16 protein-coding genes are annotated in these 16,571 nt (G+C 66.0%); 7 read left to right on the forward strand and 9 right to left on the reverse strand.

Going from position 1 to position 16,571, the window contains the following annotated elements; genetic code table 11:
* Positions 1-2: 2 nt before the first annotated feature.
* The 4 genes from EN786_RS23935 to murA all read right to left on the reverse strand — a co-directional run bounded on the left by EN786_RS23935 (position 3) and on the right by murA (position 4,876).
* The gene (locus tag EN786_RS23935; protein WP_127310589.1) at positions 3-1,526 is read right to left on the reverse strand and encodes an ABC transporter substrate-binding protein; all 1,524 of its coding nucleotides are present in this window, start codon (positions 1,524-1,526) and stop codon (positions 3-5) included.
* Positions 1,527-1,624: 98 nt separating this feature from the next.
* Positions 1,625-2,548 (reverse strand): N-acetylmuramic acid 6-phosphate etherase, encoded by a 924-nt coding sequence (gene murQ, locus EN786_RS23940; RefSeq protein ID WP_135908913.1) that lies wholly within the window; start codon positions 2,546-2,548, stop codon positions 1,625-1,627.
* A 184-nt stretch (positions 2,549-2,732) separates the two neighbouring features.
* Positions 2,733-3,623, reverse strand: coding sequence for an N-acetylglucosamine kinase (locus EN786_RS23945; RefSeq protein ID WP_127311229.1), 891 nt, complete (start codon positions 3,621-3,623; stop codon positions 2,733-2,735).
* Entirely contained in the window at positions 3,620-4,876 is a 1,257-nt protein-coding gene (gene murA / locus EN786_RS23950; RefSeq protein WP_127311228.1) for a UDP-N-acetylglucosamine 1-carboxyvinyltransferase, read from the reverse strand. Before murA ends, EN786_RS23945 begins: the two co-directional genes overlap by 4 nt.
* A 138-nt stretch (positions 4,877-5,014) precedes the next feature.
* Between murA and EN786_RS23955 the strand changes: the two genes are divergently transcribed.
* From EN786_RS23955 to EN786_RS23980, 6 genes are all read left to right on the forward strand, one after another.
* Positions 5,015-5,872: a MurR/RpiR family transcriptional regulator gene (locus EN786_RS23955; RefSeq protein WP_127311227.1), complete on the forward strand. Its 858-nt coding sequence runs from the start codon at positions 5,015-5,017 to the stop codon at positions 5,870-5,872.
* Between the two features lie 173 nt (positions 5,873-6,045).
* Positions 6,046-6,735 (forward strand): SDR family NAD(P)-dependent oxidoreductase, encoded by a 690-nt coding sequence (locus tag EN786_RS23960; RefSeq protein ID WP_127311226.1) that lies wholly within the window; start codon positions 6,046-6,048, stop codon positions 6,733-6,735.
* Positions 6,736-6,960: 225 nt separating this feature from the next.
* The gene (locus tag EN786_RS23965) at positions 6,961-7,812 is read left to right on the forward strand and encodes a MetQ/NlpA family lipoprotein (protein ID WP_127311225.1); all 852 of its coding nucleotides are present in this window, start codon (positions 6,961-6,963) and stop codon (positions 7,810-7,812) included.
* 82 nt (positions 7,813-7,894) lie between these two features.
* Positions 7,895-8,986 (forward strand): methionine ABC transporter ATP-binding protein, encoded by a 1,092-nt coding sequence (locus tag EN786_RS23970; protein WP_127311224.1) that lies wholly within the window; start codon positions 7,895-7,897, stop codon positions 8,984-8,986.
* Positions 8,967-9,623 carry a methionine ABC transporter permease gene (locus EN786_RS23975; RefSeq protein ID WP_135908915.1) on the forward strand — a complete coding sequence of 219 codons (657 nt, stop codon included), beginning with the start codon at positions 8,967-8,969 and terminating at the stop codon, positions 9,621-9,623. The genes EN786_RS23970 and EN786_RS23975 overlap by 20 nt, the downstream gene beginning before the upstream one ends.
* A gap of 154 nt (positions 9,624-9,777) precedes the next feature.
* Positions 9,778-10,794 (forward strand): isopenicillin N synthase family oxygenase, encoded by a 1,017-nt coding sequence (locus tag EN786_RS23980; protein WP_135908917.1) that lies wholly within the window; start codon positions 9,778-9,780, stop codon positions 10,792-10,794.
* A 213-nt stretch (positions 10,795-11,007) separates the two neighbouring features.
* Here EN786_RS23980 and hpaH read toward each other — a convergent pair whose 3' ends face one another.
* From hpaH to EN786_RS24005, 5 genes are read right to left on the reverse strand one after another with little or no spacing between them, the layout of a single operon-like run.
* The gene (gene hpaH, locus EN786_RS23985) at positions 11,008-11,811 is read right to left on the reverse strand and encodes a 2-oxo-hept-4-ene-1,7-dioate hydratase (protein WP_189340698.1); all 804 of its coding nucleotides are present in this window, start codon (positions 11,809-11,811) and stop codon (positions 11,008-11,010) included.
* Positions 11,808-12,683 (reverse strand): fumarylacetoacetate hydrolase family protein, encoded by an 876-nt coding sequence (locus tag EN786_RS23990; protein ID WP_127311938.1) that lies wholly within the window; start codon positions 12,681-12,683, stop codon positions 11,808-11,810. The genes hpaH and EN786_RS23990 overlap by 4 nt, the downstream gene beginning before the upstream one ends.
* Positions 12,684-12,702: 19 nt before the next feature.
* A complete protein-coding gene (hpaD, locus tag EN786_RS23995) occupies positions 12,703-13,683 on the reverse strand; it encodes a 3,4-dihydroxyphenylacetate 2,3-dioxygenase (RefSeq protein WP_127311939.1) in 981 nt (326 codons plus the stop codon).
* Positions 13,684-13,697: 14 nt separating this feature from the next.
* Positions 13,698-15,215, reverse strand: a complete 1,518-nt coding sequence (hpaE, locus tag EN786_RS24000) for a 5-carboxymethyl-2-hydroxymuconate semialdehyde dehydrogenase (RefSeq protein ID WP_135908919.1) — start codon at positions 15,213-15,215, stop codon at positions 13,698-13,700.
* A 27-nt stretch (positions 15,216-15,242) separates the two neighbouring features.
* The gene (locus tag EN786_RS24005; RefSeq protein WP_127312164.1) at positions 15,243-15,629 is read right to left on the reverse strand and encodes a 5-carboxymethyl-2-hydroxymuconate Delta-isomerase; all 387 of its coding nucleotides are present in this window, start codon (positions 15,627-15,629) and stop codon (positions 15,243-15,245) included.
* A 211-nt stretch (positions 15,630-15,840) separates the two neighbouring features.
* Here EN786_RS24005 and hpaR point away from each other — a divergent pair, with 211 nt between their 5' ends.
* The gene (hpaR, locus tag EN786_RS24010; RefSeq protein ID WP_245478510.1) at positions 15,841-16,245 is read left to right on the forward strand and encodes a homoprotocatechuate degradation operon regulator HpaR; all 405 of its coding nucleotides are present in this window, start codon (positions 15,841-15,843) and stop codon (positions 16,243-16,245) included.
* Positions 16,246-16,571 lie beyond the last annotated feature (326 nt).

A 16,571-nucleotide genomic window follows, 5' to 3' on the forward strand; every position in this document is an offset into this window, starting at 1 on the left:
CATCACTGCTGGATGGTGACCTTGCTCAGACTGAACAGCGTGCCGGTCGGCGTCGGCACGAATCCCGCGACGTTCTTCTGCTGCGCCGTGTAGCTGTAGGAGGTGTAGAGCCAGATCCACGGCGAAACCTCGGCGATGTGCTTTTCGAACTCGGCGAAGATCGCCTTGCGCTTTTCCGGATCGGTCTCGGCGCGGCCCTTCTGCATCTGGCTGTCCAGCGTGTCGTCGATGTAATTGGCCACCTTCTGCAGATTGCCGGCCTTGGTCCAGTAGCGGTTGTACATTGTGTAGGGGTCGGCCCTGCCGCCATTGAGCGCCACCGCCATGTCGAAATCGCCCTTCAGCCAGGCGTCGACGTAAACGTTGAGCTCCATCATCTTGATGTCGAGCTTGACGCCGATCTCGGCGAGCTGCGACTGGATGACCTGGGCTTCCGCCGCCGCCGTCGGCGGCTCGCCGGTGGCGCCGATCACGGTCGCCGAAAAGCCGTCGGCAAAGCCGGCTTCGGCCATCAGCTTCTTCGCCTTCTCGACGTCGCGCTTGTAGCAGAACAGCTGGCCGGGATCGGTGGCCATCGAGGGAATGGTCAGCGGCCCGGTCACCTTGCCCTCGCCGAGCGAGGCGGTGTCCAGCACCTCCTGCCGGTCGATGGCGCAGGAGATCGCCTGCCGCACCTTCAGCTCGGTCATCGGCTTGCGCGACGGGTTGAGCTGCAGCACGTGATAGGCAAGCACCGGCACGCGGTTGAGCTGCAGGCTGGCTTCCTTCGGCACCAGCGTGGCGACCAGCGGGTCGTTGAGCAGCGCGAAGTCGATCTGCTTGGTGCGCATCGCCGCCAGGATCGCCGTCTCGTCCGGCAGCACGCTGATCTCGATGCCGTCGACGCCGGTGGCGCCGCCGGCCCAGTCCTTGTTGGCGCTGAGCACTTCCTTGGCGTTGGGGTCCCATTTATCGAGCTTGAACGGGCCCGAGCCGATCGCCTTGGTGCCTATCGAGCCGGCGGCGATCTCGCTGGCCGGAACGATGGCCGCGTTGACGTCGCTCATCGCCGTCAGCAGCGGCACGTCCGGCTGCGACAGATGGAAGACGACGCTCGCCGGATCGGGCGTGTCGATGCTGGCGATCGACAGGAAATTGGCGCGGGCAGCCGCCCCGGTCTTCTCGTCGAGGATGCGCTCGAACGAGGCCTTCACGTCGGCCGAGGTGACAGCGGCGCCATTCTGGAACTTGGCTTTCGGGTTGAGCTTGAAGCTCAGTTCCTTGCCGTCGGCCGAGAACTGCCAGCTATCGGCGATCGCCGGCACGATCTTCAGGCTGGCATCGACCCTGACCAGCGGTTCATAGACCAGCTCCAAGAGCCTCAGGGACGAAAAGGCGGTCTGCTTGTGCGGATCGAGCCCGGTGGCGTCCTGCGCCCAGGCCATGTGCAGCGTTGCCGCACTTGCCTCCAACGGCGCGGCGGCGATGCCGACCAGCGCCGCAAGCGCCATGCCCGAAACCAGTTTCCTCGTCAGATGCTTGACCATTGTCGTCTCCCATTTCGTTCGACCTTGCTTTGCAATTCCGCGGACCGCTTCAAAGGGGCAGGCGCCCCGGACTGTCGGCCCAGTTTTCTCGTGCGGCTTCACGCCGTCTTTTCGCTGATCGCCTTGCGCAGGAACCCTCCCGCCTTGCCGAGCGCCTCGCGCGCATCTTCCACGCCCATGCCGGTAATCACCATCAGGATCGCCAGCTTCACGTCCTTGCCCGTCGCCTCCAGCGCCTGCCGTGCCTGCTGCGCCGTGCAGCCGGTCGTCTGCATGATGATGCGGACGGCCCGCGCCACCAGCTTCTTGTTGGACGGATTGAGGTCGACCATCAGGTTCTGGTAGCTCTTGCCGATGCGGATCATGCTGGCGGTGGTCAGCATGTTGAGGACCAGCTTCTGCGCGGTGCCCGACTTCAGCCGGGTCGAGCCGGTAAGCACCTCCGGACCGACGACCGGCGAGATGGCGATGTCGGCAATGCCGGCAATGGTCGAGCGCGGATTGCAGGACAGCGCCACCGTCGTCGCGCCCACGTCCTTGGCGTAGTTGAGCCCGCCAATGACGTAGGGCGTGCGGCCGCTGACGGCGATGCCGACCACCACGTCGTCGGCGGTGAGGACGATATCCCGCAGGTCCTCCGCGCCCTGCTTCGGATCGTCCTCGGCGCCTTCGGCGGCGCGCACCAGCGCTTCGGCACCGCCGGCGATGAGGCCGATCACCATATCTTCGGGAACGCCGAAGGTCGGCGGGCATTCGGAGGCGTCGAGGACGCCCAGCCGGCCGCTGGTGCCGGCGCCGACATAGATCAGCCGCGCGCCCTTCTGGAAGGCTTGCACGATCCGGTCGACGGCCATCGCTATCTCCGGGATGACCTTCTCGACGGCGGCGGCGACGCCCTTGTCCTCGTCATTGATCCGGCGCAACACGTCGGCGGTGGGCAACAGGTCGATGTCCATCGTGCGCGGGTTCCGGTCCTCGGAAACCAACCGCTCCAGCTCGGACATCAAGCCGTGTTCGCTCATCCGCTTGCTTTCAAACGCTGCCTTTTGGCAGGGAATCTGTTGCAGCACCGGACGCCGACCAGTGCCGCGGTCGCGGCATTGGCGCTCATATTTGTGGCCGGTTCTGCTTCGTTAACTTTTTAGAATTCAATATTCGCAGTGTCAACGGCAGAGTGGAATAGATTATTCCTATCGACGAGACGCGTCAGCGACCGGCGAGGGACCTTTTGGCCAGGATGATCGCTCCCGAAACGGCATCGCCGTCGGCGGGCTTCAGACGCCGGCGCACGTCGGGCGCGAGCCACGGCTCGAGCGGGCTGGACAGGCCGCCGAGCAGCGTTACCCGCGGCGCGCCCTTGTCGAACAGCACCCGCACGAAAGTGTCGACCTGCTCGGCCGCGCTCTGCACGATCCGCCGCCCGGCCGCGTCGCCCTGGTCGGCATGGCGGATCACCATCGGCGCCAGCGCCGCGTAGTCGGTGGCGCTGGCGCGGTCCATCCAGGCGACGGCCTCCATCGGATCGTCCTTGAAGCGCTGCATGACTTCGGCGAGCAGCGCCGTCCGCTCGTAGCGTCCGTCATGGGCGCGCAGGGCAAGCCGCACCGCCTTGAGGCCAAGATCGGCGCCGCTGCCTTCGTCCGAGATCGGAAAACCGTAGCCGCCGACGCGCAGGTCGCGCCCGTCGACGAAGCCGAGCCCGATCGAGCCGGTGCCGGCAATGACGATGGCGCCGTCCTGGCCCGAATGCGCGCCAAGGCAGGCCCCGACCCCGTCGCTGACGAAAGCGATGCTGGCGAAAGGATGCGCGATCGCCTTGAGCGCCTCCAGCGCCCCCTTGCGGCCGATGCCGGCGAGGCCGATGCCGGCGCGGATCCGGGCGATCTCCGCCGGCCCGAAACCGGCCTCGTCGATCGCCGCACCGAAGGCCCGCGAGACGGAGGCCCAGGCCAGCTCGATGCCGAGCCGCGTCGTCGCCGGGCCGGACAGGCCTTGCCCGAGAACGTTTCCCGCCTCGTCCTCGATGCGGGCCCGGCAGCCGGTGCCGCCGCCGTCGACGCCGAGGAAGAAATGCGGCGAGCCCGCGTCGGCGCTCATCTGCTGATCCGCTCGATCTCGGCGCCGCAGAGACGCAGCTTGCGGTCGAGCTGCTCATAGCCGCGGTCGAGATGGTAGACGCGGTTGATGATCGTCTCGCCTTCCGACACCAGCGCCGCCAGCACCAGCGAGACCGAGGCGCGCAGATCCGTCGCCATCACCTGGGCGCCTCGCAGCTTTTCGCCGCCGCGCACCAGCGCCGTCGTGCCCTGCAGCTTGATGTTGGCGCCGAGCCGCGTCAGCTCCGGCACGTGCATGAAACGGTTCTCGAAGATCGTCTCGCGCAACAGCGAGGCGCCGTCGGCACAGCACATCAGCGCCATGAACTGCGCCTGCAGGTCGGTCGGAAATCCCGGATAGGGCTCGGTGGTGACGTCGACCGCCTTGAGCGGTCCGTCGCGCGACACGATCAGCCCACGATCGCCTGGCCAGATTTTCACCCCGGCGGCCTCCAGCAATTGCACCACCGATGCCATGTGCTCCAACCTGGCATGGGTGAGCTCAAGCTGGCCGCCGGTGATGGCCGCCGCGACCGCATAGGTGCCAGCCTCGATGCGATCGGGGATGATGTCATGCGTGGCGGCGCGCCAGCTGGTGCCGCCCTCGATCAGGATGCGGTGCGTGCCGGCGCCCTCGATGCGCGCGCCCATGGCGTTGAGGCAGGAGGCAAGGTCCGCCACTTCCGGCTCGCGCGCCGCGTTGAGGATCTCCGTCTCGCCCTTGGCCGTCGTCGCCGCCATCATCGCCGTTTCGGTCGCGCCGACCGAGGGCGAGCTGAGTACGATGCGCGCGCCCGCGAGGCCCTTCGGCGCCGAGGCGACGATCGATCCGCCTTCGATGCCGATTGCGGCGCCGAGCGCGGCGAGCGCCGCGACATGCATGTCGACCGGCCGGGCACCGATGGCGCAGCCGCCCGGCAGCGACACCCTGGCATGGCCGAAGCGGGCAAGCAGCGGCCCCAGCACCAGCACGGTGGCGCGCATTTTTCTGACCGTATCATAGGACGTTTCCGCGGAAACGGCGGCACTGGCGTCTATCGTCGCCGCGTGCGCGGACCTGGTGACCACGGCGCCGTGCAGGCCGACGACGCCCAGCATGTTCTCGACGTCGGTGACGGAAGGCAGGTTGGTCAGCTGCAGCGGATAGGGGCTGAGCAGTGCCGCCGCGATCTGCGGCAGCGCCGCGTTCTTGGCGCCCGAGATCGTCACCGCGCCTTCAAGTCGCTTTCCGCCGATGATCCGCAATTTGTCCATGCCGACTCCCGGTTCGATCCGCTTCCATTGACACTCGATCGACCATTCTTGGCTGTCAATTGAAATTGGAATAATTTATTCCATGCTAAGGCATTGCCAACCGCGATGGGCGGCTGGTGACCAGCGCAAGGGAACTCGATGTCCGTCCTGAAGAAGATCGAGGCCAAGCTCGAGACGATGGCGCAGGGCGATCGCGAGATCGGCCGCTACATCGTCGACAATCCCGATCAGATGCTGCGCCTGTCGACGGCGGCGCTCGCGGCCGAGATCGGCCGCAGCCAGTCGAGCGTCGTCAAGTTCAGCCAGAAGCTCGGCTATGCCAGCTATCAGGAGCTGAAGCTTGCCGTCAGCGAGGCCAAGGCGCAGGAATGGCAGGTGCCGGCCGGCGTCATCCACGGTTCGATCGAGGTCGGCGACGGCCATCAGGTCATCCTCAAGAAGCTGATCGGCAGCAAGCTTCTGTCGATGCAGCAGACCGTTGCCGCCAACAGCGAGCGGATACTTTCCCGGGCGCTGGACCTGCTCGATGGCGCGCGCCGCATCCATCTGGTCGGCGTCGGCGCCTCCTCGCTGGTGGCGCGCGATTTCTCCTACAAGCTGATGAAGCTCGGCCGCAATGTGCTGCACGACAGCGACAGCCACATCCAGATGGCCAATGTCTCGACGCTTGGGCCGGAGGACGTGCTGTTCGCGCTCTCCCATTCCGGCGCCAGCATCGAGACCTTGCGCATCGCCGAGCTTGCCCGCAAGCGCGGCACCACCGTGATCGCCGTCACCGGCCTGCACGACAATCCGCTGAGCCGCGTCGCCAACATCCGCCTCTACACCATCGCCGACGAGGAGCGCGCCCGTTCCTCCTCGATCACCGCGCGCGACGCGCAGCTGACCCTGACCGACCTTCTCTTCCTGCTGCTGGTGCAGCGCCAGCCCGACGCCAACGACCATATCCACAACAGCGAGGCGGCGGTCTCGGTGCTGAAGGCGGAACGGTCCTAGTAAGTCGCGCAACCCGGGTTGAGCCAGGCCGTTCGGATTTGCATGCCAGCTTCTTGCGAGGCAGGCCTTTGGTATCCACGTCCTCCTGACGCAGGCACCGGAGCAGGCTTTCTTGCCTCTTGTCGTCGAAGGCGCGACGCTGCAGGCGGAAAGACGTTTGCAAGGAGGACAACATGGCAACCGATGTGGCGGTGATCGCAGGCGCGGGGCAGGGCTTGAGCGCCTCGCTGGCGCGTCTCCTGACCAAGGAAGGCTTTCGGGTGGTGCTGGCCGCCCGCAACACCGGCAAGCTCGCCTCGCTGGTCGAAGAAACCGGCGCGCTGGCCGTCGAGACCGACGTTGCCGATGCTGCGTCGGTGGCCAGCCTGTTCGAGGCCGCCGACAAGGCGGGGTCTCTTGCGCTTGCCGTCTTCAATGCCAGCGGACGCACGCGCGGACCGATCGCCGAGCTCGACCCGGACGCGGTGAAACAAGCGCTGCTGGTCGGCGCCTATGGCGGCTTCCTCGTCGGCCAGCAGGCGGCGCGGCGGCTGCTGGCGCGCGGTTCCGGCTCGATCCTGTTCACCGGCGCCACCGCCAGCCTCAAGGGTTTTTCCGGATCGGCCGGTTTCGCCATGCCGAAATTCGGCCTGCGCGGACTGGCGCAGTCGATGGCGCGCGAGCTCAGCCCAAAGAACATCCACGTTGCGCATTTCATCATCGACGGCCAGATCGAGCCGCCCGGACAGGCGACCGAGCCGGACCGGCCGGATCGCCGCCTGTCGCCCCACGCGATCGCCGAGACCTATCTCGCTGTCCACCGCCAGCACCGCAGCGCCTGGAGCTTCGAGGTCGAGCTCAGGCCCTGGGTCGAGACGTTCTGACTTCCCGACCGTGGCGGCGCCGCCGATTCCAGGCGGCGCCTCCCGCCGCTCACCCGCACCCCGGCGGGCGTGCTCGCTGTCGTGAAATCTTTGAGAGAATATTTCCTGCTCGGTTCCTGAGAAGAAAAGCAGTTCTTTGATCGGACGCCCAGCATTGCCGATGCTGTCATTAAGGCTTCGCATTCCGCCAAGCCGATACGATTTCGGGATCGCAAGGAAAGAACCATGTCCGGACACGGCAACGCTTCAAAAACTCTCGTTACGTCAATCACCAGGCGCGCCGGACTTGCGGCGCTTCTTGCCTCGGCGCTTGCCGTTGTCGGCCTCGCAACGCCAACGCCCTCCTTCGCCGAGGACAAGAAGGCGATCAAGGTCGGCATCATCAGCGGCGAGGACGAGGATGTCTGGCGCGTCGTCGTCGCCCAGGCGGCCGAGAAAGGCCTCACCATCGAGACCGTCGTCTTCAACGACTACACCCAGCCCAACGAGGCGCTGGAACGCGGCGAGATCGACGCCAACGCCTTCCAGCACAAGCCCTATCTCGACAATCAGATCAAGACGCAAGGCTATCACATCGTCCCCGTCGGCTATACCGGCGTCTGGCCGATCGGCCTCTATTCGAAGAAATACACCAAGGTCGCCGAACTGCCGGAAGGCGCCGTCATCGGCCTGCCCAACGATCCGTCCAACGAGGGCCGCGCCCTGCATGTGCTGCAGAACGAGGGGGTGATCAAGCTGAAGGACGGCACCGGCATCCTGGCGACCACCGCCGACATTTCGGAAAACCCGAAGAAGGTCGCCATCAAGGAACTCGATGCCGGCATCGTTGGCCGCTCGGTCGAGGATCTCGACGCCGCCGTCGTCAACACCGACTGGGCGTTGAAGAGCGGCCTCGGTCCCGACAACCGCATTGCCCAGGAGCCGGTGGCCGACAATCCCTACCGCAACTTCATCGCCGTCAAGGCCGGCAGCGAGAACGAACCCTGGGTGAAGACGCTGGTCGCCTCCTACCAGAACGAAACGGTGAAGGCCGAATTCGACAAGGTCTACAAGGGCACCGGCATCAGCGCCTATTGATCGGCGCCTGGCTGCAGCAGCAGGCGGCCCGCTGTTCGGCGGGCCGCCATCGCGTTTGCGGATCGCTGAAACGGAAACAAAGATGAACCAGCATGTCACGGCCGAAATGGCCGATCCGGCGCACAGCCCTCCGGCAGATCGGGAAGATGTCGTCCGCCTCGTCGACCTGAAGCGGCGCTTTGGCGCGACGCCGGCGCTCGACGGCGTCTCGCTGACGGTGCGCAAGGGCGAGATATTGGGCATTATCGGCCGCAGCGGCGCCGGCAAGTCGACGCTGATCCGATGCCTGAACGGGCTGGAGCGGCCGGATTCCGGCGCGGTGTTCATCGAGGGCCGCGAGATCGGCCGGCTCGGCGAGCGCGAACTGCAGCCGCTGCGCCGCCGCATCGGCATGATCTTCCAGCATTTTAATCTGCTCTCGGCCAAGACCGTCGAGGACAATGTGGCGCTTCCGCTCAAGATCGAGGGCCGGCCCAGGGCCGAGCGTCTGGCGCGCGCGACTGAGCTCCTGGAACTCGTCGGCTTGTCGGAGAAAGCAAAAGCCTATCCGGCCGCGCTGTCGGGCGGCCAGAAGCAGCGTGTCGGCATTGCCAGGGCGCTCGCCGCGCGCCCCGCGCTGCTGTTGTCCGACGAGGCGACCTCGGCGCTCGATCCGGAGACGACGCGATCGATCCTCGCTTTGCTCAAGGACATCAACCGGCGGCTCGGCCTCACCATCCTGCTCATCACCCACGAGATGGAGGTGATCCGCTCGATCGCCGACCGCGTCGCGGTGATCGATGCCGGGCGGATCGTCGAGGAAGGCCCGGTCTGGTCGGTCTTCGCCGATCCGAGGTCCGAGATCACCAGGAGCCTGCTCGGCGGCATCCGGCCGCAACTGCCTGATGAGATCGCCAGCCGGCTCGTTCCGGCAGGCGGCTGCGAGACGATCCTGAGGATCGATGTCGCCGGCGAGGCCGCGCGCGGCCCGCTGCTGTCGGACCTCGCCACTGCGGTGCCGGGACCTTTTCGCCTCGTCCATGGCGGTATCGATCATGTCCAGCAGCAGCCTGTCGGCACTTTGTTCCTCGCGCTGCCCGGCAACGATGCCGATCGACTGCCGAAACTGATCGCGTTCCTGGAGGCCCGCGAGGCGCGGGTGGAGGTGCTTGGCCATGTCGCCGGTTCTGTTTGAGCTTCTCCTCCGTTCGATCTGGGAAACGGTGCTGATGACCGGAGCCTCCGGCCTCATCTCGCTGGTCTTCGGCCTGCCGCTCGGCCTGGCGCTGGTCGCCACCGATCGCGGCGGCATCGCCGAAAGCCTGTGGCTGAACCGCGCCCTCGCTGCGGTCATCAACGGCTTCCGCTCCGTTCCCTTCATCATCCTTCTGGTGGCGCTGATCCCGTTGACGCGGCTGATCGTCGGCACCTCGATCGGCACCTGGGCGGCCATCGTGCCGCTGTCGATCGCCGCCACGCCCTACTACGCGCGCATCGCCGAAGTGTCGCTGCGCGAGGTGGACCACGGACTGATCGAGGCGGCGCGCGCCATGGGCGGCAACCGCTGGACGATCATCCGCGAGGTGCTGGTGCCGGAGGCGCTGCCGGGCATCGTCGCCGGCTTCACGGTGACCCTGGTGACGCTCGTCGGCGCCTCGGCCATGGCCGGCGCCATCGGCGCGGGCGGGCTTGGCGATCTCGCCATCCGCTACGGCTACCAGCGCTTCGAGACCAGCGTCATGGTCGCCGTGGTCATCGTCCTGATCATCCTTGTCTGCGGCATCCAGTGGGCAGGCGACCGGCTGGTCGCCAGGCTGGATCGACGCTCATGACGGAAGGGCCGGAAGTTCTTTGCCCGCCGACAGCGGAATGCAGCGCCGGCTTTGCGTCATTCGCGCCGAGATTGGATCGTGCGTTGCTTGGGCCAGGGCCGCGCGCATGGCATCGTGGGGCGGGGTCGCATAGTGCCGCGAAAGGAGCCTGACCATGGCCAGAATTATCCCCGTGCTCGATCTCGACCGCCTCGACCAGGGCGCCTCGGAACTGCGGACCTTTCTGTTCGACCTGCGCACGGCCGCGCGCGACGTCGGCTTCTTCTATCTCTCCGGCCACGGCATATCGGCTTCGGAAATCTCCGACGTGCTCGATGCCTCGCGGCGGTTCTTCGCCTTGCCGGAGGCCGACAAGCTGGCGATCGAAATGGTCAAATCCTCGCAGTTCCGCGGCTATACGCGCGCCGGCGGCGAGCTGACCAAGGGCAAGGCCGACTGGCGCGAGCAGCTCGACATCGGCGTCGAGCGGCCGACGATCGCGCAGGGGCCGGGCATTCCGGCCTGGACGCGGCTGCAGGGGCCGAACCAGTGGCCGCACGCCCTGCCGGAGCTGAAACCGGCGCTGCTTGCCTGGCAGAGCAAGGCGACCCAGGTGGCGATCCGCCTTCTCAAGGCCTTCGCGCTCTCGCTCGACCAGCCGGAAGACGCCTTCGATGCGATCTATCGCGACGAACCCAACCATCGCATGAAGATCGTGCGCTATCCCGGCCGCGACGCCACCGGCGACGACCAGGGCGTCGGCGCGCACAAGGACGGCGGCTTCCTGACGCTGCTGCTGCAGGACGAGAACAAGGGGCTGCAGGTCGAGTACAACGGCAATTGGGTGAATGTCGACCCGATCCCGCAGACGCTGGTGGTCAACATCGGCGAGCTGCTCGAACTGGCCTCGAACGGCTATCTGCGGGCAACGGTCCATCGCGTGGTGACGCCGCCGCCCGGTGTCGAGCGCATTTCGGTGCCGTTCTTCTTCAGCGCCCGGCTCGACGCGACGATCCCGCTGCTCGACCTGCCCGAGGACCTGGCGGCGGAGGCGCGCGGTCCGGCAAGCGACCCCGACAATCCGCTGTTTCGCGACGTCGGGACCAATGTGCTGAAGAGCCGCCTGCGTTCCCACCCGGATGTGGCGCGCCGGCACTATGCCGATCTGCTGGAGGCGGCAGCGGCTGGCTGAGGCCGCGGTCCTGCTTGCGCGATATTATTTCGCGGTTCGGCTGATATTTGGAATTCTGTTCGTCGCAAACTCACCGGTCAAAGCCCACATAGGACATATCGTTCGGCGTTCTCCTCCCATTGCGCCGAACGGTGTTCCCCTCTGAAGGTTTGACCTTCATTTCTGGCCGGGCCGCATTCGCGCCCGGCCTTTTTTCTTTCGGGATGGGCGCTGTCAGGCGAAGGCGATGCGGATGGTTCCGTACGGGCCGAAATCGGCGGCTATTTGGTCGCCGTGCCTGCATTCCACTGGCCGGATGAAGGAGCCGGACAGCACCACCTCTCCGGCGGAGATGCGCATGCCGTACTGATGCAGCCGGTTGGCGAGCCAGGCGATGCCTTTCGCCGGATGGTCGAGCACGCCGGCGCCAAGCCCGGTCTCCTCGACCTCGCCATTGCGCGACACGATGGCGCCGATCCAGCGCAGGTCCGCCTCGCGCGGCCCGGCCGAGCGGCCGCCGACGACGATGCCGGCATTGGCGGCATTGTCCGAGATGGTGTCGAAGAAGGTGCGGATCCTGCCGGTCTCCTTGTTCACCCGCTCGATGCGGGTGTCGAGGATCTCCAGCGCCGGCGTGATATGGTCGGTGGCGTCGAGCACGTCGTCGACAGACACGTCCGGGCCGGCGAGCGGCGCCTTCATGACGAAGGCGATCTCGGCCTCGATGCGCGGCTGGATGAAGCGGCCGGCCGGAACCGTGCCGCCGTCCTCGAAGAACATGTCGTCGAACAGAATGCCCGAGTCTGGAATGTCGATGCTGAGCGCCGATTGCATCGCCTTCGACGTCAGGCCGATCTTCCAGCCCTTGATGGCCAGCCCCGACGCCACCTTGCGCTTCACCAGCGCCGCTTGCACCCGGTAGGCGTCGTCCATCGTCGCTTGCGGAAAGTTGAGGCTGAGCAGCCGGATCTGCCGGCGCTCGCGCTCGGCCTCGAACAGCCTCGCCGCGGCATCCTCGACCTGCGCTTCGGTCATCATCGGCCAGCTCCTTCGTCGACCACGCCGTTGCGGAGCAGGCCGATGCCGTCGGCCTCGACCTCGATCACGTCGCCCGGCTTCAGCCAGATCGGCGGGTCGAAGCGGGCGCCGGCGCCGGTCGGCGTGCCGGTGACGATGATGTCGCCGGGCACCAGCGTGGTGAAGGTCGAGATGTAGGCGATGATCTTGCGGAAGGAGAAGATTATGCGGCCGGTGCGGTCCTGCTGCCGGACCTCGCCATTGACACGCGTGACAAGCGAGATGTCGGCGATCTGCGCCTCGTCGGTGAACGGCACCAGCCACGGGCCGATCGAACCGGAACTGTCGAAATTTTTGCCTTGCGTGACGTTGAACTTGGCGTGGCGCACCCAGTCGCGGAGCGTGCCCTCGTTGCAGAGCGACAGCGCCGCGATGTGGCCGAGCGCGTCGGCCTCGGCGATGCGGCGGCCGCCTTTGCCGATGACGATGACGATCTCGCCCTCATAGTCGAGCTGCGGCGATTCCGGTGGCCGCACCAGCGGCGCGCCATGGCCGACGAAGGACCGCGGGAAGCGGATGAACAGCGACGGGTTGGAGGGCGCCGCCTGTCCGTCCTTGTACTCCTCGTTGCGGTCTGGAAAATTGACGCCGACGCAGATGATTTTTTCCGGGGAGGGGATCGGGATCTCGTAGGCGATGTCCTCAACCTTGAAGTCGGGCGCGAAGGCATCCGCCTCCTCCGCCAGCCGGCGCAACGCGCCGGCCTCGATCACCTCGCGCAGCGTCGGCCATTGGGTGTGGCGCGCCGAAAGGTCGACGACGCCCTTGTCGGTGATCGCGCCGTAGCGCGTCCTGCCGCCGACGGTGAAGGTGGCGAGGCGCGCCGCGCTCATGCTGAAACTCCGCACACAGTTAGGGCGCCACGATCGGCGACGCCGCCAGATCGAACGCACGCGGCTTCACCCCGGCAAAGACGCTGCCTTCCTCGAACCAGCTCTTCGGCGCCGGCGCGCCCCACAGCGTCTGACGCTGCGGATCCTTGAGGTCCCATTTGATCGGCTCCAGATCGGGGTCGACAGTCTGGTAGTCCGAGCAATAGATCTCGATGCGGTGGTTGTCGGGATCGCGGATGTAGAGGAAGAAGGCGTTGGAAATGCCGTGCCGGCCCGGGCCGCGCTCGATGTTCGGCAGCCAGCCGGTGGTGGCCATCAGGTCGAGCAGGTCGATGATGTTGAGCGGCGTCGGCACCCAGAAGGCGACGTGATGCAGGCGCGGGCCGAGGCCGTTGGTGAAGGCGATGTCGTGCACGCCGCCCTTGCGATGCGTCCAGGCGGCCCACAGCCTGCCGGTCTCGGCATCCTCGGTGTATTCGGTCACGCGGAAGCCGAGCTCGTTGTAGAACGCGACCGATTGATCGACGTTCGGCGAGAAGCAGTTGAAATGGTCGATGCGCAGCGGCTTCACGCCCTTGTAGAGCGCGTATTTCTGATGGATCGGCGGCAGCCGCTCCATCTTCGAATAGAACTCGAGCGGGATGCCGTGCGGATCGCGGGTGCGGAAGGTGCGCGACTGGTAAGGCCGCTCCACCCACTCCACCGGCAGGCCCTTGCCCTCGAAGAAATGCGCGGCCTTGTCGAGGTCCTCATCGGAAAAGACCTTGAAGCCGAGGTCGCGCGCTTCCGCGACCGGGCCTTTCCTGAGCACGATGCAGTGATGGCCGCGTTCTTCCATCGCGCGCAGGTAGATCGCATCTTTGGTCTCGTCGGTCACCTGCAGGCCGAGCGTATCGACATAGAACGCGCGGGACTTCGCCAGATCCGTGACGGCGAGCTCGACGTGGCTGAGCCGTACGATGTTGAAAGCCGGGTAGAGGTTGGGTTGGGGTAGGGGCATCTTTGGGTCTCCGGTCAGCCGCCGAGCTTCTGGATGGAATGCGGCGCCGTGGCGAACGCGATGTTCTTGGTTTCCATGTAGAAATCGAATGACCAGTCGCCGCCGTCGCGGCCGATCCCCGAACTTTTCACGCCGCCGAACGGCGTCGGCAAATGCCGCACATTCTCGGAGTTCACCCAGATCATGCCGGCGTCGAGCGCGTCGGTGAAGCGGAACGCGCGGGTGACGTCGGAAGTCCAGAGATAGCCGGTCAGGCCGTATTGCGTGTCGTTGGCAAGCGCCAGAGCCTCCGCCTCGTCCTTGAACGAGATCGCGGTCAGCACCGGCCCAAAAATCTCCTCCTGGGCGATGCGCATTGTGTTGGTGGCGCCGACAAACAGCGTCGGGCTGACATAGCAGCCGCCGCCCGGGCCGTCGAACTTGCCGCCGCCGGCGGCGACGACCGCGCCTTCCGACTTACCGATCTCGATATAGGACAGGACCTTTTCCTCATGCACCGGATGGATCAGCGGACCGACCACGGTTTCGGGGTCGAGCGGATGGCCGACCCTGATGCGCTTGGCCTTCTCCGCCACCAGCGCCGTGAACTTGTCGTAGATGCCTTCCTCGACCAGCAGGCGCGACGATGAGGTGCAGCGCTCGCCGTTGAGCGAATAGATCATGAAGACCGCGGCGTCGGCGGCGCGTTCGAGATCGGCGTCGGCGAAGACGATCACCGGGTTCTTGCCGCCAAGCTCGAAATGCACGCGCTTCAGCGTCTCAGCGCCTTGGCGCATGATCATCGAGCCGGTGCGGCTTTCGCCGACGAAGCCGATCGCCTTGATGTCGGGGTGCTCGGTCAGCGCGCGGCCAGCGTCCTCGCCGAAACCGTTGACGAGGTTCCACACGCCCTTGGGCAGGCCGGCCTCCTCGGCGATCTCGACCAGCAGGCGCGCGGTCAGCGGCGACAGTTCCGCCGGCTTGTGGACGATGGTGCAGCCGGCGGCCAGCGCCGGCGCGATCTTCCAGGTCGACAGCATGAACGGCGTGTTCCACGGCGTGATCACGCCGACGGGACCGATCGGCGCCCGCGTCGTCATGTTGACCTGGTTTGGCGCGCGGATGGTCTGACCGTCGCGGGCTTCCGGCGCGCGGTCGCCATAGAAGCGGAAGTTTTCCGCGCCACGCAATGCCGCCTTGGCCATGAACTTCAGCGACTGGCCGGTGTCCATGCATTCGACGAAGGCGATCTCCTCGGCGCGCGCGACGATGGCGTCGGCGATCCTGTGCAGCAGCTTCTTGCGGGCATCGCCCGATATCGCCGCCCACTCCTTGAAGGCGGCCTTTGCTGCCTTGGCTGCGCGGTCGATATCGGCAGGCTTGCCGCGCGCCACCGTGGCGATCGGCTTCAGGTCGATCGGCGAGATCGTCTCATAGGTCGAGCCGTCGGCGGAGGGCACCGCCTCGCCGCCGATCTGGTTGAGCACGCCACGCTTCCTGAAGCGCTCCAGATAGGCTTCGGCCTTGCGCAGATTGTCGTCCAGTGCCGCCATGGGTCTTTCCTGTTCTCTAGCGCTCAGTCATTTGCCGCGAAGCCGCGGGTGGATGGCGTTCTTCTTCCAGCTGAGTTCGGCGTCGATTTCGCGGATTTCCAGCGACAGTGCGAAATGCGGCGTCGCGAACAGCCTCGCAAGATGCTCGGACACCGCCGCGAAGATCGCTTCGCCTGCGCTCCTCTTTTCCGCCGCGCTGCGGCCCTTGCCGATACGGAAATTCATGTCGATGAAGCCGTTCTCGGGCAGGCGGTCGGCGATCGCATAGGCCTCGGCGCGGAAGGCGCGCACGCGGACGGCGCCTGGTTCGAACAGGCCGGTTTCGAGGATGGTGCGCGAGACCAGCTCGCAAAGCGCGCCCATGTCGACCTTCGCGTCCAGATTCGCGGAATATTCGATCGCCATGTGGGGCAAAGGTTCCTCCACCTTTTAATTAACATGTGAATTACATCTTGACGATCGAATGTCAAGCGTCGTTCTCTGTCTCCCGGGAGCGGGATTGCCGCTCCCGGCAAAATCGCGGATATAGCTGCGATCGGGGTGCTAATATTTACGCCGACTCGTACTGGATTGGATTTTCGGAGACCTGATTTTGCTACCACCGAGCACTCGTCGCTCCCTGCCGATGGCTCTGCTTCGCGCTCGCGAGGTGATCATGGCGCATTTCCGGCCGATGCTTGCCCGCCACGACATCACCGAGCAGCAATGGCGCGTGCTGCGGGTTCTTGCCGAGACCGGTCCGCTGGAAGCCACCGAACTCGCCAACCGCGCCTCGATCCTGCCGCCCAGCCTGACCCGCATCATCAAGGCGATGGAAGAACGCGAATTCATCACCCGCAACAAGGTCAAGGACGACGGCCGCCGCGCGTTGCTCGCCATCAGCCCGGCCGGCCTTGCGCTGATCGAGGACCTGGCGCCGGAGCGCATCGCCATCTACGACGCGATCGAGAAGCGCTACGGCGCCGAACAGCACGAGCGCCTGCTCGACATGCTCGAAGGCCTGATCCAATCGGAGTCGACGGAGGGGTGAAACTCCCCCTTTCTCCCCTGTGGGAGAAGGTGTCGCCGCAGGCGACGGATGAGGGGTGTTCCAGCCTGGCGATACGTTCAAAATAGCCACGCCTCATTCCGTCGCGCACCCCTTGTGTGTCTGGAATCGTGCATTGTTGAGGGGTGCCACGGACCAGGTGCTTGCCTGATCCGTGGCGGCGGTCGAGAGCCCGTCACCTCTCAGGTAGCCTAAACCGTGGATGAGCTGGGGCCCGACCGCCTTCTTTTGTGAACCCGAACAGTTGCAAGGGGCAAGCCCCCGCACACAAGGAAGGGACCGAGAAGATGGCTGCAGGAACGGTTCAG

This window comes from Mesorhizobium sp. M4B.F.Ca.ET.143.01.1.1, from assembly GCF_004792275.1.
GTDB lineage: Bacteria > Pseudomonadota > Alphaproteobacteria > Rhizobiales > Rhizobiaceae > Mesorhizobium > Mesorhizobium abyssinicae.